At 65.5% G+C, this 23,555-nt stretch carries 19 protein-coding genes and 2 pseudogenes; 14 read left to right on the top strand and 7 right to left on the bottom strand.

What is annotated here, in order from left to right; genetic code table 11:
• The 8 genes from I6F37_RS19675 to I6F37_RS19640 all read left to right on the top strand — a co-directional run bounded on the left by I6F37_RS19675 (position 1) and on the right by I6F37_RS19640 (position 8,720).
• The gene (locus tag I6F37_RS19675; RefSeq protein WP_225152352.1) at positions 1-927 is read left to right on the top strand and encodes an ABC transporter permease; all 927 of its coding nucleotides are present in this window, start codon (positions 1-3) and stop codon (positions 925-927) included.
• A 17-nt stretch (positions 928-944) separates the two neighbouring features.
• Positions 945-1,628 (top strand): cysteine hydrolase family protein, encoded by a 684-nt coding sequence (locus tag I6F37_RS19670; RefSeq protein WP_057028619.1) that lies wholly within the window; start codon positions 945-947, stop codon positions 1,626-1,628.
• Entirely contained in the window at positions 1,625-3,157 is a 1,533-nt protein-coding gene (locus I6F37_RS19665) for an ABC transporter ATP-binding protein (protein ID WP_225152350.1), read from the top strand. Before I6F37_RS19670 ends, I6F37_RS19665 begins: the two co-directional genes overlap by 4 nt.
• A gap of 11 nt (positions 3,158-3,168) precedes the next feature.
• Positions 3,169-3,654 (top strand): nucleoside deaminase, encoded by a 486-nt coding sequence (locus tag I6F37_RS19660; RefSeq protein WP_225111995.1) that lies wholly within the window; start codon positions 3,169-3,171, stop codon positions 3,652-3,654.
• Positions 3,655-4,013: 359 nt separating this feature from the next.
• Entirely contained in the window at positions 4,014-5,585 is a 1,572-nt protein-coding gene (locus tag I6F37_RS19655) for an ABC transporter ATP-binding protein (protein ID WP_225152348.1), read from the top strand.
• Positions 5,569-6,663, top strand: coding sequence for an ABC transporter permease (locus I6F37_RS19650; RefSeq protein ID WP_225152346.1), 1,095 nt, complete (start codon positions 5,569-5,571; stop codon positions 6,661-6,663). Before I6F37_RS19655 ends, I6F37_RS19650 begins: the two co-directional genes overlap by 17 nt.
• Positions 6,650-7,567 (top strand): ABC transporter permease, encoded by a 918-nt coding sequence (locus tag I6F37_RS19645; protein WP_225152345.1) that lies wholly within the window; start codon positions 6,650-6,652, stop codon positions 7,565-7,567. Before I6F37_RS19650 ends, I6F37_RS19645 begins: the two co-directional genes overlap by 14 nt.
• Before the next feature lie 76 nt (positions 7,568-7,643).
• A complete protein-coding gene (locus I6F37_RS19640; protein ID WP_225152343.1) occupies positions 7,644-8,720 on the top strand; it encodes a BMP family ABC transporter substrate-binding protein in 1,077 nt (358 codons plus the stop codon).
• Between the two features lie 110 nt (positions 8,721-8,830).
• On the opposite strand, the gene I6F37_RS19635 is transcribed toward I6F37_RS19640, so the two are convergent.
• Positions 8,831-10,180, bottom strand: coding sequence for an 8-oxoguanine deaminase (locus I6F37_RS19635; RefSeq protein WP_225127633.1), 1,350 nt, complete (start codon positions 10,178-10,180; stop codon positions 8,831-8,833).
• A 146-nt stretch (positions 10,181-10,326) separates the two neighbouring features.
• On the opposite strand from I6F37_RS19635, the gene I6F37_RS19630 reads away from it, so the two are divergent.
• The 3 genes and pseudogenes from I6F37_RS19630 to I6F37_RS19620 all read left to right on the top strand — a co-directional run bounded on the left by I6F37_RS19630 (position 10,327) and on the right by I6F37_RS19620 (position 15,295).
• On the top strand, positions 10,327-11,154 hold the full coding sequence (locus I6F37_RS19630) for an FAD binding domain-containing protein (RefSeq protein ID WP_225152342.1): 828 nt from the start codon (positions 10,327-10,329) through the stop codon (positions 11,152-11,154).
• Positions 11,151-13,874 (top strand): molybdopterin cofactor-binding domain-containing protein, encoded by a 2,724-nt coding sequence (locus I6F37_RS19625; RefSeq protein WP_225152340.1) that lies wholly within the window; start codon positions 11,151-11,153, stop codon positions 13,872-13,874. The genes I6F37_RS19630 and I6F37_RS19625 overlap by 4 nt, the downstream gene beginning before the upstream one ends.
• A gap of 24 nt (positions 13,875-13,898) precedes the next feature.
• Positions 13,899-15,295 (top strand): annotated as a pseudogene (locus tag I6F37_RS19620) (nucleobase:cation symporter-2 family protein).
• A gap of 98 nt (positions 15,296-15,393) precedes the next feature.
• Here the strand turns inward: I6F37_RS19620 and uraD are convergent.
• From uraD to I6F37_RS19600, 4 genes are all read right to left on the bottom strand, one after another.
• On the bottom strand, positions 15,394-16,281 hold the full coding sequence (uraD, locus tag I6F37_RS19615) for a 2-oxo-4-hydroxy-4-carboxy-5-ureidoimidazoline decarboxylase (RefSeq protein ID WP_057028791.1): 888 nt from the start codon (positions 16,279-16,281) through the stop codon (positions 15,394-15,396).
• Between the two features lie 4 nt (positions 16,282-16,285).
• Complete coding sequence (gene puuE / locus I6F37_RS19610) at positions 16,286-17,221, bottom strand: allantoinase PuuE (RefSeq protein WP_109142962.1); 936 nt, start codon at positions 17,219-17,221, stop codon at positions 16,286-16,288.
• On the bottom strand, positions 17,222-17,635 hold the full coding sequence (locus I6F37_RS19605) for a DUF3830 family protein (RefSeq protein WP_036045261.1): 414 nt from the start codon (positions 17,633-17,635) through the stop codon (positions 17,222-17,224). It abuts the gene before it with no gap.
• A 1,224-nt stretch (positions 17,636-18,859) separates the two neighbouring features.
• The gene (locus I6F37_RS19600) at positions 18,860-19,270 is read right to left on the bottom strand and encodes a hypothetical protein (RefSeq protein WP_225133400.1); all 411 of its coding nucleotides are present in this window, start codon (positions 19,268-19,270) and stop codon (positions 18,860-18,862) included.
• Between the two features lie 289 nt (positions 19,271-19,559).
• On the opposite strand from I6F37_RS19600, the gene I6F37_RS19595 reads away from it, so the two are divergent.
• Complete coding sequence (locus I6F37_RS19595; RefSeq protein ID WP_225152338.1) at positions 19,560-19,805, top strand: DUF2798 domain-containing protein; 246 nt, start codon at positions 19,560-19,562, stop codon at positions 19,803-19,805.
• 6 nt (positions 19,806-19,811) lie between these two features.
• Here I6F37_RS19595 and I6F37_RS19590 read toward each other — a convergent pair whose 3' ends face one another.
• Positions 19,812-21,599, bottom strand: a complete 1,788-nt coding sequence (locus I6F37_RS19590; RefSeq protein WP_109142961.1) for a chloride channel protein — start codon at positions 21,597-21,599, stop codon at positions 19,812-19,814.
• A 13-nt stretch (positions 21,600-21,612) separates the two neighbouring features.
• Complete coding sequence (locus I6F37_RS19585) at positions 21,613-22,266, bottom strand: L-fuculose-phosphate aldolase (protein ID WP_193375084.1); 654 nt, start codon at positions 22,264-22,266, stop codon at positions 21,613-21,615.
• Positions 22,267-22,528: 262 nt separating this feature from the next.
• Between I6F37_RS19585 and I6F37_RS45925 the strand changes: the two are divergent.
• Together I6F37_RS45925 and I6F37_RS19580 are read left to right on the top strand one after the other, a co-directional pair.
• Positions 22,529-22,729 (top strand): annotated as a pseudogene (locus tag I6F37_RS45925) (DUF3606 domain-containing protein); the annotation flags it as partial.
• 6 nt (positions 22,730-22,735) lie between these two features.
• Positions 22,736-23,554 (top strand): gamma-glutamyl-gamma-aminobutyrate hydrolase family protein, encoded by an 819-nt coding sequence (locus tag I6F37_RS19580; RefSeq protein WP_244608944.1) that lies wholly within the window; start codon positions 22,736-22,738, stop codon positions 23,552-23,554.
• Position 23,555: the final 1 nt, after the last annotated feature.

Here is a 23,555-nt window from a genome sequence, read left to right as displayed (position 1 = left end):
ATGGCAGACGGATCGATTGGCCTCTGGACCGTCCCGCTCGCCGTCCTCGGCGGCGCCATTCGCGTCTCCACCCCCTTCCTGTTCGTGAGCCTGGGCGAATGCATCACCGAGCGCGCGGGCCGCATCAATCTCGGCCTGGAAGGCACGCTGGTGATGGGCGCGATGAGCGCCTATGGCATCTCCTATCTCACCGGCTCTCCGTGGCTCGGGGTGCTTGCCGCCGGCATCACCGGCGCGCTGCTGGGTGCGCTGCATGCCGGCATTTGCTCGCTGCCGCGCGTCAACGACGTTGCCGTGGGCATCGCCTTGATGCTGTTCGGCACTGGCCTTGCGTTCTATCTCGGCAAGCCGCTGATCGAGCCGACAGCGCCGCGGCTGCCCGCCGTCGACTTCGGCTGGTGGAGCGACATCCCGCAAGTCCAGGCAGCGCTGCGCATCAACGTGCTGTTCCTGATCGGCGTGGCGCTGGCGCCAATCCTCTATTGGGCCTTCCGCACCACCCGCTGGGGCTTGCTCATCCGCACCGCCGGCGAGAGCGCGGATGCCGCACGCGCGATGGGCCATTCCGTGCTGCTGATCCGCCTGCGCGCCACCATGGCCGGTGGTTTCCTCGCGGGCATCGGCGGCTCGTTTCTGTCCCTGTTCTACCCCGGAAGCTGGAACGAGGGCCTTTCCTCGGGCCAGGGCATCACCGCCGTGGCGCTCCTGATCTTCGCGCGCTGGGATCCCCTGCTCTGCCTGTGGGCCTCGCTCGCCTTCGGCGGCGCGGCGGCGCTGGGTCCGGCGTTGCAATCGGTCGGCGTCACCTCTGGCTATCACCTATTCAACGCCGCGCCCTACATCCTGACGCTGGCGATCATGATCATCACCTGCTCGCCGAAGCGGACGCTGACCGGCGCGCCCGCCGAACTCTCGATCACACGGTAACACGCACGAGGTCGTCCATGCCCGAGCGCTACATCAAGTCCGAGCCCTATGCCTGGCCCTACAATGGTGATCTCCGCCCCGAGAACACGGCGCTGATCATCATCGACATGCAGACCGATTTCTGCGGCGTCGGCGGCTATGTCGACAAGATGGGCTACGACCTCTCGCTGACACGGGCACCTATCGAGCCGATCAAGCGGCTGCTCGCAGTGATGCGCAAGCAAGGCTTCCATATCATCCATACCCGCGAGGGCCACCGCCCCGATCTCTCCGACCTGCCCGCCAACAAGCGCTGGCGCTCGCGCCAGATCGGCGCCGGCATCGGCGATCCCGGCCCGTGCGGACGCATCCTGGTGCGCGGCGAGCCCGGCTGGGACATCATCGAAGAACTCGCGCCGCTACCGGGCGAGCCGATCATCGACAAGCCCGGCAAGGGCTCGTTCTGCGCCACCGATCTGGAGCTGATCCTGCGCGTGCGCGGCATCGAGAACATCGTGTTGACCGGGATCACGACCGACGTCTGCGTCCACACCACGATGCGCGAGGCCAACGACCGCGGCTTCGAATGCGTCCTGCTGCACGATTGCTGCGGCGCGACCGACAAGAGCAACCACGACCACGCGCTGAAGATGATCAAGATGCAGGGCGGCGTGTTCGGCGCAGTCTCGACCTCTGATGCCTTCATCGGAGCAATTTCGTGATCATCGGCGAAACGCCGCCGCCATCGGGCGCCTTCGGCGTCGATGCCATCGCCATGACCATGCGCTTCGGCGACTTCCTGGCGCTGGACAATGTCGAGCTGAAGGTGCGGCCGGGCTCGTTCCATGCGCTGCTCGGCGAGAATGGCGCCGGCAAATCCACCCTCGTCAAATGCATCATGGGCTATTACCACGCGACCGAAGGCGACATTCTCGTCGGCGGCCGCGAGCAGGCGATCGCCAACCCGAAGGATGCCCACGCGCTCGGCCTCGGCATGGTCTATCAGCATTTTACGCTGGTGCCGGCGATGACCGTTGCCGAAAATCTCGTGCTGGCGCGCGACGACGTGCCAGCCGTGGTGAACTGGCCGAAGGAGATGAAGGAGCTGGAGGCGTTCTTGGGCCGCATGCCTTTCAAGGTACCGCTCTCCGGAAAGGTCTCCGACATCTCTGCCGGCGAACGGCAGAAGTGCGAGATCCTCAAGCAGCTCTATCTGAAGCGGCGCTTCCTGATCCTGGACGAGCCGACCTCGGTGCTGACCCCGGCGGAAGCCGACGAGGTGCTCGGCATGCTCCGCGACATGGTTGTGGAGGGCGAGCTGACCATCCTGATGATCACGCACAAGTTCCGCGAGGTCATGGCGTTTGCCGATGACGTCACCATCCTGCGCCGCGGCAAGCTCGCTGGAGCCGGCAAGGTTTCCGAGCTGACGCCGGACGCGATGGCCCGCACCATGATCGGTGCCGAGGAGTTGACGGTGCAGCCGCCGCGCACCGGCGAAGCCGGTCAGGCCAGGCTGGAGCTCCAAAAGCTCCGCGCCCTGGACGATGCGGGTGCCGTTGCCGTGCACGATGTCTCGCTCACCGTTCGCGCCGGCGAGATCGTCGGCATCGCCGGCGTTTCCGGGAATGGCCAGCGCCAGCTCGTCGAGGTGCTGGCCGGCCAGCGCGAGGCCGAGAGCGGGGAGGTGCGCGTCGCCGGCGATCCCTATCACGCAAGCCGCGAGGAGATGCGGCGGCACAGGATGTCGCTGCTGCCCGAGGAGCCGCTGAAGAATGCCTGCGTCGGCGGCATGAGCGTCGCCGAAAACGTCGCCTTCCGGGAATTCGACCGTGCCCCCTTCGCCCGCGGCGGCTGGTGGCTCAACCCTCGCGCCTTTCGCGACGACGCGAGGACGAAGATCGCCCGGTACAAGATCAAGACCCGCACGCCCGATACGCCGATCTCGGCGCTGTCGGGCGGCAATGTGCAGCGGGCTGTGCTGGCCCGCGAGCTCGGCGGCGACGTCGAGGTGCTGATCGCCGCCAATCCCTGCTTCGGCCTCGATTTCGCGGCGGTGGCGCAGATCCATGCCGAGATCATGGCCGCGCGCAACCGCGGCGCCGCCGTCCTGCTCGTCAGCGAGGACCTCGACGAACTGCTCGAACTGTCAGATCGGCTGGTGGTGATGTTCCACGGCGAACTCGTGTATGAAGCGCGGACCAGCGAAGCCGATCTCACGGTGGTCGGCCGCCACATGGCAGGGCACTGAACGGAGGATCGATGGGCGACGCATCCGGGCGGGACGAGCACTTTCTGCGCCTGTCTTTCGCGGTCGCCGGCCGTTCCCTCACCCATGGCAACCATCCCTTCGGCTGTATCGTCGTCGATGCCGACGGCAAGGTGCTGATCGAGACTGAGAACGGCTACATGCCGGATCGCGACGGCACCGCGCATGCCGAGCGTCTCGCAGCCACCCAGGCCTGCCGTACGCTCGATCGCGAGGTGCTGGCGAAGGCCACGCTCTATTCCTCAGCCGAACCCTGCGCGATGTGTGCCGGCGCGATCTACTGGGCCGGTATTGGCCGTGTCGTCTATGGCCTCAGCGAGCATCGCCTGCGCGGCATCACCGGCAACCATCCGGAAAATCCGACGCTCAACCTGCCATGCCGCGAGGTCTTTGCCAGCGGCCAGCGGCCGACGGAGGTCGTCGGCCCACTGCTCGAAGACGAAGCCGAAGCGCTGCACGACGGCGTTTGGACGAAGTAGCAGCACATCCCAAAGGGGACGACACCGTGGAGTGCCGCATTGAGGCAGCCATTGCGGCCGCTGCGCTCCCCGCGATGGACGACCGACGCGTCCGTTGCTCAACATGGCGTCAGGTCTGCGCAGCGGGTTCCGATTTGCCTTGGACCGTCACAAATTTGCAACAGGCACCGCTCGCAGACGCGATCGCCCCCAACCGTCCGGGTGCTGTTTGCGGGATATGATTGCTCGGAATCGATGACCGGCGCTGGGCCGAGAGCCTGCCGACGCGTTGAGCAAGGGATGATGCTTTTTCACATCTTACGCCGGGGTCCAAACTGGCCCAGTATTGAGGCACGTCACCCATGCAAGCGCATCAACGAATGTTAGATCCGACATCCAACGGCCAGCATTCCGGCGAGTCCCCGCTCCTGAGGACCATCGGCCTCACCAAACGCTATGGCGATTTCCTCGCCAACGATTGCATCGATATCGAGATCCGGCCGAGGGAAATCCACGCCCTGCTGGGCGAGAACGGCGCCGGCAAGTCGACGCTGGTCAAGGCGATCTACGGACTGATCCAGCCCAGCGCCGGCGAGATTCACTGGCAGGGCGAGCGGATCGTGCTGTCCGGTCCGTCCGAAGCGCGCATCCGCGGCATCGGCATGGTGTTCCAGCACTTCTCGCTGTTCGACAATCTCACGGTTGCCGAGAACGTCGCGCTCGGCCTCGACGGCAAGGAATCCTTCAAGGACATGTCGGCCCGGTTGGAACAGGTGTCGAAGACTTACGGTCTGCCGCTCGATCCCAGGCGTGAGGTGTGGCAACTCTCCGTCGGCGAGCGTCAGCGCATCGAGATCGTCCGCGCCCTGATGCAGGATCCGAAATTCCTGATCCTGGACGAGCCCACCGCGGTGCTGACGCCGCAGGAGGCTGACCAGCTCTTCATCGTGCTGGATCGCCTCAAGGCCGAGGGCCGCGCCATCCTCTATATCAGCCACAAGCTGGAGGAGGTGAAGCGGCTCTGCGACACCGCGACGATCCTGCGCGGCGGCAGGAAGGTCGAGACCTGCAACCCGCGGCTCGAAACCGCCGCCTCACTTGCGCGGATGATGGTCGGCGGCGAGGTCAAGGAGGTGAAGGGCGCATCCGGCCGCAAGACCACCGTGCCGCGGCTCGTCGTCAACGATCTCTCGCTGGCTCCCGTCGAAGCGCACGGCGTACGGCTCGAGCACATCTCATTCGAGCTGAAGGGCGGCGAGATTCTCGGCATCGCCGGCGTCGCCGGTAACGGCCAGGACGAATTGTTCGCAGCGCTCTCCGGCGAGCGCCTCGCGAAGGCCCCCGGGACGGTGGTGATCGAGGGCATCGCCGCCGGTCACCTTTCGATCACCCAGCGGCGCAAGCTGGGGGCGGCCTTCGTTCCCGAGGAGCGACTCGGCCACGGCACCGCGCCGCGGATGAGACTGTCGGAGAACGCGCTGCTCACCGGCCATGCCGCCAGCGGCATGGTCCGTCGCGGATTCATCGATACGGCGGCTACGCTGAGAACGGTCGACCGCGCCACCGAAACCTTCGACGTCCGCAAGGCCAAGCGCGATCCCGAGGCCGCCAGCCTGTCCGGCGGCAATCTGCAGAAGTTCATCGTGGGACGCGAGATCCTGCGCAATCCCGCGGTACTGGTGGTGAGCCAGCCGACCTGGGGCGTCGATGCCGGCGCCGCCGCCGTCATCCGTCAGGCGCTGCTTGATCTCGCCACCGCAGGCGCCGCGGTACTCGTGACCAGCCAGGATCTCGACGAGCTCGCCGAGATTGCCGACCGCATCGCCGTGATGTTCCACGGCGAGCTGTCGGCTCCGCTCTCGGCACGCGAAGCAAGCCGCGAGAAGCTGGGCCTTCTGATGGGCGGCAGCAGCCTGCAGCCAAAGGAGATCGCGCATGCAGCTGGTGCTTGAGAAGCGTGCCGAGCGCTCTGGCACGATCGCGCTGGTGTCCCCCCTGATCGCGATTGGCCTCACGATCGTGACCATGGTCATCCTGTTCGCGATCCTTGGCAAGAATCCACTGCTTGCCCTGCACGCCTATTTCATTGCGCCCCTCACCGATGGCTATTCGCTCCAGGAGATCGCGGTGAAGGCGACGCCGCTGGTGATGATCGCGATCGGCCTGTCGCTGTGCTATCTCGCCAACGCCTGGAACATCGGCGCCGAAGGGCAATTCCTGATCGGCGCAGTCGCGGGAAGCTGGATCGCGGTGAAGACGCAAGGTACTGATGCCGGCGCCTGGGTGCTGCCGGCTATGCTCGTCCTCGCCGCCGCTGCGGGCGCGCTCTATGCGCTGATCCCGGCGATCTGCAAGGTGAAATTCGGCGCCAGCGAGATCCTGACCAGCCTGATGCTGGTCTATGTCGCCGACCTCTTCCTCGACTATCTCGTGCGCGGCCCCTGGCGCGATCCGCACGGCTTCAATTTCCCGACCACGGCCGAGTTCGATCCGGTAGCGACCGTGCCGTTGCTGATCGAAGGCGGCCGGCTGCATCTCGGCTCGATCATCGCCCTGCTCGTCGTCGCGGCAGCCGCGATCCTGCTCGGGCGCACCATCAAGGGTTTCGAGATCCGCGTGGTCGGCGCTGCGCCGCGCGCCGCGCGGTTCGGCGGCTTCAACGCCAACCAGCTGATCATCCTGACCTTCGCCGTCTCCGGGGCGCTGGCCGGGCTTGCCGGCATCATCGAGGTGGCGGGTCCAGTCGGGCATCTCCAGCCCGGCATCTCGCCAGGCTACGGCTTTACCGCGATCATCGTCGCTTTCCTCGGCCGGCTGAACCCGCTTGGAATATTAATTGCAGGCCTCTTCCTCGCGTTGACCTTTATCGGCAGCGAGCAGGCGCAGATCGCGATGAAGATTCCGCTTGATGTCACCAAGGTCTTTCAGGGCATTCTGCTGTTTTACGTGCTCGCCTGCGACTCCCTCATTCTCTACCGCTTCAAGCTGGTGTTCCCGAACCGAAAGGTGATGGCCCGTGGAGCTGGTTGAGGCCATCATCCTGGCGGTGCTTGCCGCATCGACGCCGCTGTTGATTGCGGCGACCGGCGAGCTCGTGGCCGAGCGTTCCGGCGTGCTCAACCTCGGGGTCGAGGGCATGATGATCGTCGGCGCGGCCTGTGGCTTTGCCGGCGCCTGGCTGACCGGATCGATCTTTATCGGCGCGCTGTTCGGCATCGCCGCCGGCACGCTGATGTCGCTCGTCTTCGCGCTGATGGCACTCGGGCTCGCCGTCAACCAGGTCGCAACCGGCCTTGCGCTGACCATCTTGGGTGTTGGCCTCTCGGGTCTGATCGGCGCCGGCTTCGTCGGCGAGCGCATCACGCCGGCCGTGCAACTCTCTATTCCCGTCCTGACGGATATTCCGCTGATCGGCCGCGTGCTGTTCGGCGAGAATGGCTTCGTCTATTTCTCGATCGCGCTGATCGTCGCCGTGTGGTGGTTCCTGTACCGCACGCGAGCGGGATTGATCCTGCGCGCCTGCGGCGACAATCACGTTTCCGCACATGCGCTCGGCTATCACGTCCTGCGCATCCGCACCCTCGCCGTGATGTTCGGCGGCGCCTGCGCGGGTCTTGCGGGCGCCTATCTGCCGCTCGCCTATACGCCGTTCTTCATTCCGGGCATGACCGCAGGCCGCGGTTGGATCGCACTGGCACTGGTGGTGTTCTCGTCCTGGCGGCCGGGCCGGCTCGTCGTCGGCGCCTATCTGTTCGGCGCGGTGACGATCCTGCAACTGCATGCGCAGGGATGGGGCGTCGGCATTCCCTCGCAATTCATGTCGGCACTGCCTTATCTCGCGACCGTCATCGTGCTGGTCCTGCTCTCCCGCGCGCGCACGGGCGGCTCGACCGCACCGGCCGCGCTCGGCACGGTGTTCGTGCCCGACCGCTAGATTTCGTTTCCGCAGTGTGCACGATGGGGCGCGCATGCTGCGGATCGTGGCTTCCCCCGAAGTTTGGAGATCGATGATGAGGAAATCACTTCTTGCACTGGCTGCCGGGCTCTTGCTCGCTGGGAGCGTCAGTGCGGCCTCCGCCGCCGACAAGCTGAAAGTCGGCTTCGTTTATCTCGGTCCGATTGGAGACCTCGGCTGGACCTATCAGCACGACCTCGGTCGCCAGGCGCTGGTGAAAGAATTGGGCGACAAGATCGAGACCACTTATCTCGAGAACGTGCCCGAAGGCCCGGACTCCGAGCGCGCGATCGAGCAGCTCGTCCGCGCCGGCAACAAACTGATCTTCACCACATCGTTCGGCTACATGGATCCGACGCTGAAGGTCGCCAAGAAATATCCGAACGTGCATTTCGAGCACGCTACCGGCTACAAGCGCAACCCGAACATGTCGACCTACTCGGCGAAATGGTATCAGGGCCGCTACATTCAAGGCCTGATTGCGGCGAAGATGACGAAGTCGGGCGTGCTCGGCTATATCGGCTCGTTCCCGATTCCGGAGGTCGTCTCCGGCATCAACGCGACGATACTGGCGGCGCAGACCATCAATCCGAACATCAAGGTCAAGATCATCTGGGCCAACACTTGGTTCGACCCAGGCAAGGAGGCCGACGCTGCCAAGGCGCTGATCGACCAGGGTGCCGACGTCATCATGCAGCACACGGATTCGCCCGCCGCCATGCAGATCGCCAGCGAACGTGGCAAGCTGGCCTTCGGCCAGGATTCCGAAATGATCCAGTTCGGGCCAAAGGCTCAGCTGACCTCGATCATCAACAACTGGGGGCCCTACTATATCGAGCGCGTCAAGGCCGAGCTCGCCGGCACCTGGAAGTCCGAGGACACCTGGGGTGGCCTCGACAGCCGCATGTTCGCGATGGCGCCCTACACCAACATGCCTGACGATGTGAAAAAAATGGCTGAGGATGCCCAGGCCGCGATCACCGCGGGCAAGCTGCATCCGTTCAAATGCCCGATCGTTGGGCAGGACGGCAAGCCGGTCGAATGCAAGGGCGGCGCTCACCTGGATGACGGCCAGATCCTCGGCATGAATTTCTACGTGAAAGGCATCGACGACAAGCTGCCGGGCAAGTAGCACGCTTCTTGCATTGACTAAATCACCTGCTCCTCCCGGAGGAGGTTCGGAGGGGGTGGCCAGAAGCACCCGGCACTTGTGGCTGCCCCCTCTTTCTCTATTTCGCCCGGCTATCCAGCCTGCATGGCCCGCGCCGCGGAACTGTGGCGGCGGATGAGGTCTGCCACATCGAGACCCGGGATCGCACCGTCGATCACCGCCCATTTTCCAGCCACCATCACCCGGTCGGCGCGATGCGCCCCGCACAGTACGAGCGCAGCCAGCGGATCGCCGTGGCCGGAGAAGCGCAGCTCGTCGAGCCGGAACAGCGCAAGATCGGCGGCCTTGCCGACGGCGATGTCGCCGAGTTCCGGCCGGCCCACACATGCCGCCGAGCCCTTGGTGGCCCAGCGCAACGCATCCTTGTGGCTGACCTTCGTGACGCCATAACGCGCGCGTTGCAGCAGGAACGCGGCCCGCACCTCCTGCATGAGGTTGGATCCGTCGTTGGAGGCCGAGCCGTCGACACCAATGCCGATCCCGACGCCGGCCTCTTCCATGTCGCACACCGGGCAACAGCCCGACGCGAGCAGCTGGTTGCTGCACGCACAATGGCTGACGGTCGTGCCGGCCTTGCCGAGCCGTCTCATCTCGTCCGGATTGAAGAAGATTCCATGGGCGAGCCAGGTGCGCGCATTGAGCCAACCGCATTGCTCGAGATAGTCGAGCGGACGGCAGCCATACATCTGCTGGCAGAAGCTGTTCTCGTCCTCGGTTTCGGCGAGATGGGTGTGCAGGCGCACGTCGAGCTTGTCGGCGAGATCGGCCGTGGCGCGCATCAGCGACGTCGTCACCGAGAACGGCGAGCATGGCGCGAGCGCAATCTGCACCATCGCATCCGCGCCGCGCTGGTGATGCTTGGCGACCACGCGGGCGCTATCGGCGAGAATGGTGTCCTCGTCCTGCACGACACTGTCGGGCGGCAAGCCGCCGTCGCGCTGTGACAGGTTCATCGAGCCGCGCGTGAGCAGCACGCGCACGCCGAGGCGCTTCGCCACCGCCACCTCGATATCGACGGCGTCTTCGAGTCCGGGCGGGAAGACGTAGTGGTGATCCGTCGTGGTGGTGCAGCCGGAGAGCAACAGCTCGGACATCGCCACGGTGACGCCGAGCTCGAGCGCTTCCGGCGTCAGCTTCGCCCACACCGGATAGAGCGCCTGGAGCCAGGGGAACAGCTCGCGGTCCATTGCGGCCGGCAGCGCCCGCGTCAGCGTCTGGTAGAAGTGATGATGGGTATTGATCAGGCCCGGCAGCACGACGTGTTCGCCCGCATCGAACACTGCGACATCGGCGGTTGCGGGCACACCGCCCGCCGGCACGAGCTCGACGATCCGGCCGTCCTTCACGACAATGCCGCGCTCGGCCCCGTCGGCGAGGATGGCCAGGGGATCCCTGATCCAGGTCGAACTTGCCTCAGTCATGATCCTGCTTCTCCTCGCCCACCCTGACGGCGGACCTGCAAGGCCGAGGACGATCGCGTCCTTGCTTCGACTTGTTGTTGCCACTTGGCTCCCGTCTTGCAACACTTCGCTCGGACCATTCAACCGTCGGAAGCGTTGGCGCAGCCATGGACTTGAATACCATCACAGCCGTCGCCCATCCGCAAACGCGCGCCCAGCTGCCCGTTTGGACGGCAGGTGATGCTTGGCTCGCGGGCGGCACCTGGCTGTTCTCGGAGCCGCAAACGCATCTGACGCGACTGATCGATCTCACCGATCTGAAATGGCCGGCACTTGCGATCACAGAGAGCCACCTCTCGATCGCCGCCACTTGCACCATCGCAGAGCTCGATGGACTCGCCTGCCCCTCTGATTGGCTCGCAGCGCCGCTGATCAACCAGTGCTGCCGGGCCTTCCTTGCCTCGTTCAAGATCTGGAAGACCGCGACCGTCGGCGGCAATCTCTGCATGTCGCTGCCGGCGGGACCGATGATCTCGCTGACGTCGGCACTCGACGGCGTCTGCACCATCTGGAAGGCCGGCGGCGGTGAACAGAGGCTTCCGGTCACCGAATTCGTCACCGGCAACCAGCGCAATCGCCTGACGCCAGGCGACCTGCTCCGGCAGATCGACATCCCGCTTCCCGCGCTGAAGCGCCGCACGGCCTTCCGCCAGATCTCGCTGGCGCCCGTCGGCCGCTCCGCGGCGCTGCTGATCGGCAGTCTCGAAGCCGATGATACGCTGACACTCACGGTCACCGCGTCGACGGTGCGGCCGATCCAGCTGCGCTTCCGCAAAGCCCCGGACGCAGGCGCGCTGCGCGCCGCGCTCATTCAGGAGATTACCGATGATCTGTACCACACGGACATCCATGGCGCGCCACTCTGGCGCAAGCACATGACGCTGCGCCTGGCCGAGGACATTCGCGTCGAGCTGCTGGGAGCGATACCCGCATGAGCCTGGAGGTCAATGGCAAGGGATTTTCCCAGGAGCCGCGCGCCGGCCAGTGCCTGCGCACGTTCCTGCGCGAGCTCGGCCATTTCGGCGTGAAAAAGGGCTGCGATGCCGGCGACTGCGGCGCCTGCACAGTGCTGCTCGACGGTGAGCCCGTGCACAGCTGCCTGATCCCGGCGTTCCGGGCCGAGGGCCGCAGCGTGACCACGATCGAAGGCCTTGGCGGCGATCACGGCACGCATCCGATGCAGCAGGCCTTCCTCGATGCGCAGGGCTTTCAATGCGGATTCTGCACCGCCGGCATGATCCTGACCTGCGCCTCGCTGAACCAGGCGCAGCGCACCGATCTCGGCACGGCGCTGAAAGGCAATATCTGCCGCTGCACCGGCTATCGGTCGATCGAGGACGCGATCCTCGGCAAGACCAATGTCGAGGCGAGCGTCGAGGCCGGCGCCGCCTTCGGCCGCAGCTTGCCCGCCCCCGCAGGCCCCGACGTGGTCCGCGGCACGGCACGCTACACCTTCGACACCGCAATCGATGGTCTGCTGCACATCAAGCTGCTGCGCTCGCCGCATGCGCACGCCAGGATCGTCGCGATCGACAAGTCGGACGCGCTGAGCATCCCCGGAGTGCACGCCGTGCTGACGCACGAGGATGCGCCGTCCGTCCTGATCTCGACGGCGCGGCACGAAAAGGACTGGATGGACCCGGAGGATACTCGCGTCCTCGACGCTGTCGTCCGCTTCATCGGCCAGAAGGTTGCCGCGGTCGTTGCCGAGACCGAAGCCGCCGCCGAGGCGGCATGCCGCAAGCTGAAAGTCAGTTACGAGGTCCTGCCGGCGCTGATCGATCCGGAGCTGGCGATGGCCCCGGGTGCGCCGGTCATCCATCCCGACCGCACCACTGCGAACCGTGTTGCCGATGCCCAGCGCAACCTGGTCGCGGAGACGCATGGCGAGTTCGGCGATGTCGCATCGGCCCTCGTCACATCTGCCGCCACCTATGAGGCCACTTTCCACAGTCACCGTGTGCAGCACGCTGCGCTCGAGATCCATGGTGGCCTTGCCTGGCTCGATGATTCCGGCGTTCTCACCGTCCGCACCTCGACGCAGGTGCCGTTCCTGACCCGGCGTGCGCTGTCGGACATCTTCCAGCTTCCCATGGACAAGGTCCGCGTGTTCTGCGAACGCGTCGGCGGCGGTTTTGGCGGCAAGCAGGAGATGTTCGTCGAGGACATCCTGGCGCTTGCCGCGCTGAAGACCGGGCGGCCGGTCAAGCTGGAGCTGACACGCGAGGAGCAGTTCATCGCGACCTCGACGCGGCATCCGATGCGGATCCACGTCAAGGCCGGCGCGGACAGCAACGGCAAGCTCACCGCGCTTCAGCTCGACGTGCTCTCCAACACCGGCGCCTACGGCAATCATGCCGGCCCGGTGATGTTCCACGCGCTGGCGGAGTCCATCGCCGTCTACAATTGCCCGAACAAGCGGGTCGACGGCGTCGCCGTCTACACCAACACCGTGCCGGCAGGCGCGTTTCGCGGCTATGGCCTGCCGCAGGCGCTGATCGCGGTGGAAGCGGCGATCGACGAACTGGCGGGGCAGCTCGGCATCAGTCCCTACGAGATGCGCCGGCGCAATATCGTGAGGCCCGGCGATCCCATGCTGTCGCCGCCGCCGTCCGAATATCACGACGTGCTCTACGGCTCCTACGGGCTCGACCAGTGCCTCGATCTCGTCGAGCGCGCGATGCAGGCCGATGGCCCGCAGCCGGAGCTGTCGCCGGATTGGCTGATCGGCGACGGCATCGCGCTGACCATGATCGACACCGTGCCGCCGGCCGGCCACTTCGCCGATGCGACGATCGCACTCAACGACGACGGAGGCTTCGACCTCACCGTAGGCACGGCCGAGTTCGGCAACGGCACCAGCACCGTGCATCGCCAGATCGCGGCGACCACGCTGGCGACCACCGTCGACAAGATTCGTCTGCGCCAGTCCGACACCGCCCATGGCGGCCACGACACCGGCGCGTATGGCAGCGCCGGCACCTTCGTTGCGGGCAAGGCGACGCATGCGGCCTCCATGCAGCTTGCGAGCGAGCTGAAGGCGGCAGCCGCCGACGCCTGGCTGTGCGATGTGGAGACTTGTGCGCTCGATGCGGACTCCGTCGTCAGCGGCGTCCGCCGCATGCCTTTTACGGAGCTGGCGAAGCTCGCCCGCGAGCGCGACCGGCCGTTCGCAGGCAGCGGCACGTCCGGCGGCACGCCGCGATCGGTGGGGTTCAACGTGCAGGGCTTTCGCGTCGCGGTGAACAAGGCGACCGGCGAGCTCCGGATTCTCAGGAGCGTGCACGCCGCGGACGCGGGCGTCGTCGCCAATCCCATGCAGTGCCGCGGACAGGTCGAAGGCGGCGTGGCGCAGGCGCTCGGCGCTGCGCTCTACGAGGAGATGGTGATCGACGCGAGCGGGCGCGTCACCAATCCGAAATTCCGCGACTACCACCTGCCCTCTTTCGCCGACGTGCCGCGCACGGAGGTCCTCTTCGCCGAGACGTCCGACACGATCGGCCCGCTCGGCGCGAAGTCCATGAGCGAGAGCCCTTACAATCCGGTCGCCGCCGCGCTCGGCAACGCGATCGCAGACGCCACCGGCATTCGCTTTACTGCGCCGCCCTTCAAGCCGGACCGGCTGTTTCCGGCGCTCCATGACAAATTTGGCTAGATAGATGTTTCGGGGGATACATCCATGAGCAACGACGTCCATCCCGTCGACGAGGTCCTGCCGGTCCCGCGCCTGCTCGCGCTCGGGCTCCAGCACGTGCTGGTGATGTATGCCGGCGCGGTCGCGGTCCCCCTCATCATCGGCCGCGCGCTGAAGCTGCCGCCAGAGGACGTCGCCTTCCTGATCAGCGCCGACCTGTTCGCCTGCGGACTTGTGACGCTGGTCCAGTGCCTCGGCTTCCCCGGCGTCGGCATCCGCCTGCCCGTGATGATGGGCGTGACCTTTGCTTCGGTCGGCCCGATGCTGTCGATGGCAGCTTCACCGGAAATCGGCCTGCTCGGCATCTACGGCTCCGTGATCGCCGCCGGCCTGTTCGGCATCGTCGTTGCGCCGTTCGTCAGCCGGCTGCTGCCGCTGTTTCCTCCCGTCGTCACCGGCACCATCATTCTCATCATCGGCATCTCCCTGATGCGCGTCGGCATCAACTGGGCCGGCGGCGGCCTACCGACGTTGACGAAGGTGGTCGACGGCGTTCCCGGCAGCTTTCCCAATCCAGCCTATGGGCAATTGCAGGGGCTCGGCATCTCGCTGTTCGTGCTGCTCGTCATCCTCGGCCTGATCAAATGGGGCAGCGGGTTTCTCGCCAACGTCGCCGTGCTGCTCGGCATCATTGCCGGCGCGGTGCTCGCGAGCATTCTGGGCGTGATGCATTTCGACAAGGTCGCCGCCGCCTCCTGGGGCGCACTCGTGCTTCCCTTCCGCTTCGGCATGCCGCATTCCACCTGGTGCCTGTCATCACCATGTGCATCGTCATGATCGTGGTGATGATCGAATCGCTCGGTATGTTCCTGGCGCTCGGCGAGATCACCGGCAAGGCCGTCGACCGCGAAGCCCTGAGCCGCGGCTTGCGCGCCGACGGGCTCGGCACGCTGCTCGGCGGCATCTTCAACACGTTTCCCTATACCTCGTTTTCGCAGAACGTCGGCCTCGTCTCGGTCACGGCCGTGCGCTCGCGCTGGGTGACGGTGACGGGCGGCTGCATCCTGCTCGTGCTCGGGCTCTTGCCGAAGCTCGCTGCGCTGGTGGAGGCGGTGCCGCTGGTCGTGCTCGGCGGCGCCGGCCTCGTGATGTTCGGCATGGTGGCGGCCACCGGCGCACGCATCCTGGCCTCGGTCGATTTCCGCAACAACCGCTACAATCTGTTCATTGTCGCGATCTCGATCAGCTTTGGACTGATACCGCTCGTTGCTCCCGGTTTTTTCCGCAATCTGCCGCACGATCTGCACCCGCTGCTGGAGTCCGGCATTCTGCTCTGCGCGGTCGTGTCGGTGCTGCTCAATGCCTTCTTCAACGGATTGAGCGGTGGCGCTGCCGCGGAGGCCGACGCGGCGTCAGCCGCCGCATCGGCACAGCATGTCTAAAGCGCGATGCGACTAGGATGAATCGTCATCGCGCTTTAGGTTATTGTTTTGAGCATGATCTTGTCGGAAAACCGCTACGCACTTTTCCGGATCGTGCTCTAGCTGCCGCGATAGGTCGAGTAACTCCAGGGCGTGACCAGCAGCGGCACGTGGTAATGGCTTTCCGGCTCGCTGATCGCAAAGCGCAGCGGGATCTCGTCGAGGAACGGCGGATCGGACAGCGGCACGTTGCGCGCGGCGTAATATTTCGCGACGCTGAAGCGCAGCTCGTAGCGGCCGATCGGCAGCGGACGGCCGCCGATCAGCGGCTGGTCGGTGCGGCCATCGGCATTGGTCACCGTGCGCGCGATGACACGGTTCTCGCCAAGGCTCGCGAGCTCCACGAGCTCGATCGGGATGCTAGGTGCGGGCTTGCCGATCTGGTTGTCCAGCACATGGGTCGAGAGCCGGCCGTGCACCTTCAGCCTGTCGTCGGCGGCGACCAGCTGGTCGAGCCGCAGCGCCGAGATGCGGCCGATCTCCTCGATCGCACGCCTTATCTCGGTCTTGGCGATGTTGAGCAGCCGCGCCTCGAAGTCGCGCAGCACGGAATCCTTGGTGTGACGGCGCACACAGACGATGTAGGGGAAGCCGAACTTGTCGCGGTAGGCGTTGTTGGCCCGCTCGAACGCGGAATATTCGGCATCCGACAGCCGGTCGAGCCCGGCGCTGTTCTGCTCGTCGGTCGATTCCGCGGTGAGGCCCGCGGCGCGCTGCGTCTTGTTGGCGAGATCGGGATGCGCCCGGATCAGCGCCAGCTGCACGTCAGGCTCGGCACTCTGGATCGCGGCCATCAGCGCGGCGTGCAGCTCGTTGATGCCGGCGAACGGCCGCTTTGCCGCGAGCTGCTCGGCGATCCACGGCGAATATTCGACGACGTTGGCGAGCGCCGCGACGAAGTCGGCCGTGCTTGCAGCGTTGAGATCGGCGAGTGAAATCTGCGACATCATCTCACCCGATCTCGAATGCGTCGGCGGCAAGATGGGCGTGCTTCTCGTGCCAGTGCTGCGCGATCTGAAGCCGCGTCGGCACCCAGACGCGCTCGTGCTTGCCGATATAGTCGAGGAAGCGGATCAAGCCCGCTGCGCGGCCGGGCCGGCCCGCGAGGCGGCAATGCAGACCGACCGACATCATTTTTGGCGCGGTTTCGCCTTCCGCATAGAGCACATCGAAGGCGTCCTTCAGATAGGTGTAGAACTGCTCGCCCTCGGCAAATCCTTGCGGGTTGATGAACCGCATGTCGTTGGCATCGAGCGTATAGGGAATGATGAGCTGCTTGCCGCTGGCGCCCTTGACCCAATAGGGCAGATCGTCGGCATAGGAGTCGCAGAGATAGAGGAAGCCGCCCTCCTCCATCAGCAGACGGTTGGTGTTGATCGAGGAGCGCCCGGTGTACCAGCCGAGCGGACGTGCGCCGGTCGCCTCGGTATGCACGCGGATGGCCTCGGCGATCTCGGCGCGCTCCTGCGCCTCGGTCATGTCCTTGTGCTCGATCCATTTCAGGCTGTGGCTGGCGATATCCCAGCCCGCCTCCTTCATCGCAGCGACAATCTCGGGATTGCGCTTGAGCGCGGTGGCGACGCCGAACACCGTGGTCGGCCAGCTCCGCTCGTTGAACATCCGCCACAGCCGCCAGAAGCCGGCGCGCGAGCCATATTCGAACATGGATTCGATGTTGGCGTGGCGCTGGCCGGGCCAGGGCTGCGCGCCGAGCACGTCGGACAGGAAGGCTTCCGAGGCGCGGTCGCCGTGCAGGATGTTGTTCTCGCCACCCTCCTCGAAATTGACGACGAACTGCACCGCGACCCGCGCGTCACCAGGCCATTGCGGATGCGGCGGGTTGCGGCCGTAGCCGCGGAGATCGCGCGGGTAGCGGGGCTCGGTCACTCAGACTTCCTCGAAGCGGATCGGCAGCGCGCCCTTCCACAGCACGCTCTTGCCCAGCGTTGCGAGGTTCTCCAGGCCCGAGGTCAGCGTGATGAAATGGTTGCCGGCGAGCTGGCCCATCTTGCTCGCGAAGTGCACGCCGCCATAGGCCAGCAGGATCTCGGTTTCGCTGATGCCGCCGGGATAGAGGATGATCTGGCCGGGCGCGGGATAGCTGGTGTGGTTCTCGTAGCCGACGCCGAAGTCGAGGTCGCCGAGCGGCATCCACACGCCCTCGCCGCTCCAGCGCACATGGATGATGTGGCTTTCGAACGGCAGCGCCTTGCGGAAGGCGGCGACAGTCTTGGGCGCCGCCTGCTCCTCGAAACGGGCATCGAAGGTGAAGTCGCCGGCGCGGATAACGAGTTTGCTCATCTCATCTCTCTGGATCGGGGGCGATGCGCGCCCCACGGGGAACTTTCAGCAAAAAGCACTCCGTCGGGCTTCGCGCAAGGGGCGCGAGAGGCTCTCGCATGAGTTGGGCACGCCACCCGGCCTGCTCGATCGCCTCAAAACTCGTCCATTGAACCGGATTGCAGGAGGTGAGTCCACCGACGGTTTTGCGGGGCAAAGGGCGCCGGCGCGGATGCGCTGCGTCCGGGGCACGAGAGCTGAGCGTGGTGCTGCGTTCGGAACGACGAAGATGAGGCGATGGTGCGTTCTCCAAGTAACACTGTCATTCCCCGCCTTGTACGCAATCGCGCACTGGAGCGGGGAATCCAGTACGCCGCGGCCTCTCGATTCAATCACTGGCGTCTCGGAGTACTGGATCGCCCGGTCAAGCCGGGCGATGACACCGAATGTGTGGACGCAGACGTGCGTACTCGGCCTCGCGGCTGCTTCGCCCGAGCTTTGCTTCGTCTCGCCGCCCTCAGATGCAAGAGGGCGCAGGGAAGGCCGGGTGCCGGCGGCACCCGCGGTCCGCTGCGCGAAAAGCACACGCAGGAAGAACCGCACAGCAGCATACAGGTGAAGCCCAACACACGGCCTTCCCTGCGCGATGGTCGGACGGCTTATGCCGCGCTCTCCCGGGAGCCGAGTTCCCCCTGGCCTCCCTCGCTCCCGCGAAAGTCGCCGGCACCGCGCCGGTTGACGCCAATGCCGCATTCGCCAGAGCTTGACCGTAGCAACGACGGCCAGGACCACACGGTTTTGCCGTACGCGCGGTTCGTTGGCGCCGCAGGGTTCGACGGCGTTGTGCACGTTGCCATCGAAATGCCGGCGCGACGAACCTGACAGCGCCGCTCGTCCGTACGAAGCTTAGGGGCTCACGGAGAGCAATCCGCCCTGCCCTCAGCTCTCGTACACGACGCTGCCGCGTCCACCGCAAGCCCGGCTCGCGACAATGACGACCTCATGATCGCCCCTCGAGATTGAGCCGGGATGGGCGACACATACGTCATTTCCGAATTTCGGTAAAGCGGAATATTTTCGCGCGAGCGGGTTGACAGCGCCGCGACACACCTCGGTCCCGTAGCCTGGATGGAGCGAAAGCGTAATCCGGGACAGCGCAAGATGCCGAGCGCGCAGCCCCGGATTACGCTTTCGCTCCATCCGGGCTACGAGAGACGAGATTGAGCTCGTCGAGACCTGGAGCGCTCAGTACGGTGCGTAACGATAGCCCGGATCGTAGTAGTAGCCGGAACCGCCGTAGTAACCAGGGCCGCCGTAGTAACGCGGGCCATAGCCATAATAATAGCGGTTTTCATAATATTCGCGGCGGCGGCTCTCGGCGATCGCGCCTCCGATCAGACCTGCGGCCATGCCCATGAAGGCGAGACCCGCGGCATTCGGCCCGCGTCGATAGTAACGCCGCCGGTGCGAGCTAAAATCGGTGACGTCGGAGGCAGCCTGGCCGGCAACGACCGCCTTGACAGCCGACTTGGCGGCCGGTGTCCCGGCCGAAGCCGCTGCGGACGGGGATGCGGAAGCCGCAATCAGGGCGAGGCCAGCGAGCGCGACCACGATCGTGTTGCGGCCGGCTGCGGAAATCACGGGTCCAATACTCATGTTCGAATTTCCTCTGTTCTCGCCCAAAGAAACATAAGCAAACGATCTATAATCCGCAAACCACTGAAATGGTTTCATGATCGCGGCGATCTGCCACGCTTTGAACGATTGTAAATCCCGAACGATCAGACCCAGCTTGAACCAGCCAACCTGAGCGGTTAATGAACGGCCGCGCCGTTTTCGGTCGCCGTAAGCGTTTACGTGAACCAACGCATCAACCGACGCCGTCGGGATCGATGCCATTTTCCAGGTTCACCGAGATCGACGCGCCCTTTCCTAGAGAAACCAGATGATTGTGGTTCGCAAACTGCCGGCGCGCTATGCGCCGATCGTGATGCCATTCGTGCTGTCCATCCTCATGACGGCGGTGGTATCGGTCATTTCGACGCTGCGGAGCCTGGGGGCAACGCCGGCGTTCCTGGCGGCCTGGCCGGGCGCCTGGGGACTGTCTTGGCTCGTCGCCTTCCCGACCCTGGTGCTGCCGCTGGTCCGCCGGATCGTGGCCTCGCTCGTCGCAGCACCACCCGGCCGGTAACCGCGCCTACGACAGCGCCCCCAGCACGCCTCTCGTCGCCTTGTCGATTTCCTCGACATAGCGGCGGCGGGCGAAGCTCTCGGTGAGGAAGCCGACCACCTTGCGGCTGTCGGTGGAATCGACCACCGCCAGCATCTCCGCCTCGGCTTCGTCGAACACCGCCATCGCCGACTTCACGTTCATTTCCGGGATCAGCACGATGTCGATCAGGCGGGCAAGCTCGACCACCTGGATGTCGTCGGCGATGGTGTCGAGGTCGCTGGAGAACAAATCGGGCAGCAGGACGAGGCCGATATATTCGTCAGCATTGTTGACGATGACGATTCCCGGCCGCGAGCCGAGCGCGAATTCGCGGCGCGCGGCGGCGATCGTCGTGGTCGAGGGCACCTTGCCGACGTCCGAGCGCATCAGGCGCTCGACCGTGAGATTGCGCAGCCAGCCGACGTCGTTGGCGCTGCGGATGGTCTCGCCGCGCAGATGCAGGCGCCAGGTCGAGAAGGAATGGCCGAACATGAAGCGCACGCAGATCGAGGTCACGATGCAGCCGGCCAGCACCACGGCGGTGACGTCGACGTTACGTGTCATCTCGAGCACGAGGAACGACATCGTGAGCGGGCCACCGACGATGGCGACGCCGAGCGTCGCCATGCCGGTCAACATCGCCACCAGCGGATCGATCGCGAAGTTCGGGCTGATGAGCAGCAGCACCGCGGCAAAGAACTTTCCGATCAGGCTGCCGACGAACAGCGAGGCGAAGAACAGGCCGCCGCGAAAGCCGGAGGCGAGCGAGATCAGGCAGGCCGTCACCTTCAAGGCGATGATCAGCGCGATCAGGCCGATCGTCATGTCGTGGAAGAGATCGAGCACCATGGCGCCATGGCCGGCCGCGAGAACCTGCGGCGTGATGATGGCGAACCCGCCGACGATGAGCCCGCCGATCACAGGACGCAGCCAGACCGGCATCCAGGCGAACAGCCGCTCGAACATCGGCGAGGAGCGCATCACGGCGATGCCGACGCCGCTGGTGATGAGGGCGAGCCCGATCAGTGCCAGATATTGCTCGACGCCGACGGCGCTGACCTTGGGTATCTCCAGCGAGTATGGCGCGCCGCCCAGCCATTGCGCGGTCAAGGCGCCCGCAAGGGAGGCGGCGAGGATCGGCGCGGCACTGCCTACGGCATAGACGCCGACGATCAGCTCGCAGGCATAGAAGGCGCCGGTGATTGGCGCGCCGAACGCCGCCGCGATCGCCGCCGCGGCCCCGCAGCCGACCATCAGGCGCAGATCGTTGCGGCGGAGATTGAAGAATTTGCCGATCAACGAGGCGATGCCCGAACCGATCTGGGTGTAGCCCGCCTCGAGGCCGACGGAGGCGCCGCAGCCGTTCGAGATCAGGGTCTGGCCTGCGACCACCCCGCTGTCGCGCATCGACAGATTGCCGCCCCGCAGCGCGTTTGCCTCGATCGGATCGACCGCGTTCGATATCTTCATGCGCCGCCGCGACCATTCCATGATTCCGAGCACCAGCCCGCCGAGCGCAGGCGCGATCAGTGCCGCCCATGGGCTGACGCTCGCGTGGGCCGACAGGTGGACGTCAATGGGAATGCCGTAGATCACGACATGCGCGATCTGCGCGATGTGGGCCATCAGCGTCACGACCGCGCCCGCGAGCGTGCCGATCACGAGCGCCAGCGGGATCAGGTAGAACTCGTTGCTGCGCAGCAGGGCGCGCAGCCGAACCATGGTGCGGTTCGTCTTCTTGCGATCGACGAGATGTTTGATCCGCACTAACACCGTCTGGCCCGCCCTACCGTTCCGACAGGCCGTAGCCGGCCATGCGCTGACGGACCCGCTCGATCTCGTCGCTCGGGAGCAGCGGCGGTTGTCCGATCTGCAGACAGCCGTGATATTGCCGCGCCAGCGTCTCGACCTCGACCGCCAGCCACATCGCCTTGTCCAGGGTCTTGCCGATCGCGATCATGCCGTGATGATCGAGCAGGCAGGCGAGCCGGCCCTCCAGCGCCCGCACGGCGTGCTCGGACAGCTCCGCCGTTCCGAACGTCGCGTAGGGCGCGCAGCGGATGCTGTCGCCGCCCGCCGCCGCGATCATGTAATGCACGGGCGGGATCTCCATGCCCATGATCGCCAGGATGGTGCAATAGGTCGGATGGGCGTGCACGACGGCGTTGACGTCGGGCCGCGACTTCAGGATGTCGCGATGAAAGCGCCATTCGCTCGACGGCTTCTGGTCGGGCGCGTGCGAGCCGTCCATGGCCATGAAGACGATCTGGTCCGGACGCATGGCCTCATAGGGCACGCTGGTCGGCGTGACCAGGAGGCCGTCCACATGCCGGACGCTGATATTGCCCGATGTGCCCTGGTTGATGCCGAGCGCGTTCATGCGCCGGCAGGCGTCGATAATGGCCTGTCTCTTGCCGAGCTCGTCCGCTGTCATCGACATGTCGATTTCCTGTCGAGGGCTTGTTGGACCGAGTTACGTCAAAGCAACATGACAGTGCAAGCGAAAGCGTCCCGGATCCCGTGACACTCCGGCCGAACGGGATAGCGACAGGTTAACAGATTGTCGCAGCTACTGGGGCAGGCCGATCCGGACCGACCCCGTTGATGACGAACTGCACGGAATAGGCGGCGAGCAGCATGCCGAGGACGCGCGAGAGCCATAACAAAAGTTAAGGCTGGTGCGGAGGCAATGAGATCGAACGGTGCAATCGCAAAGCAACCATTCCCGACGATTGCCGTTTCACTGTGCATCGATACACGAACAGAAGCAGCCGAAGCAATTGCACGAGCCCCGTTCCAGAATTGATCCGCACGATCCCGTTGCCTGCAGCCGTTGGGCACTTCGATTAGGGACAAACGTCAGAGAGCTCAAGGCGGCGATTCATCAATTCGGCAGCGCAGCGGATGCCGTGGCGTACGGCCTTCAGCAGTGGCGGCGTAGCGCCTCGCGCGGGCAGTGGCAGGGGCGCAGCGGCGCACCGCAGATCGGCATTCTCTCCGATTCCATGGTCGCGCGCGGCGAACAGCTCGCCGCCGTTTCGATGGTCTGCGTCAATGCGATCGGCCTCGTCGCCGGCGCCGTGCCGCGGATTCTGCCCGCGGCGCCGGAGGCTGACATCGATGCCTATCTGGACAGGCTCGACGGCCTCTTCGTCGGCGGCGGACAGACCAACGTCCATCCGTCCCGCTATGGACAAACGGTCGACGAGAAGCGTGACGGCCCGTTCGACGAATTCCGCGACGAGGTCGCGCTGCGCCTGATCCCGCGGGCGCTGGCGCGGGGCATCCCCGCTCTGTTCATCTGTCGCGGCTTCCAGGAGCTGAACGTCGCTTTCGGCGGCACGCTGGCGAAAGAGCCAGACGATTTGCCCGAGGAGCAACGCCATGGCACGCCCGACGCGGACAACGAGGATGCCCGCTATCGGCTGCGGCAGAAGGTGGCCTTGCGCAAGGGCGGCGTCCTGCAGCAGATCTGCGGCGCGGATTCGATTCTAGTGAATTCGCTGCACAGCTTCCTGATCGCCGATCTCGCACCGGGTCTCGTCGCGGAGGCCGTCGCTGACGACGGCTCGATCGAGGCCGTCAGCGTCGAGGGCGCCAGCGATTTTGCGCTCGGCACGCTTTTCCATCCCGATTATTGGGCGAGCTCCGACCACGCCTCGGCGCGCATTCTGGCGGCTTTTGGAGACGCGGTTCGCCGCCACGCCAAGGCACAAGGGGCGGCGTAGG

Source organism: Bradyrhizobium sp. NBAIM08 (genome assembly GCF_020193935.1).
Classification (GTDB): domain Bacteria; phylum Pseudomonadota; class Alphaproteobacteria; order Rhizobiales; family Xanthobacteraceae; genus Bradyrhizobium; species Bradyrhizobium yuanmingense.
This window is presented reverse-complemented; position numbering and strand designations above follow the sequence as displayed.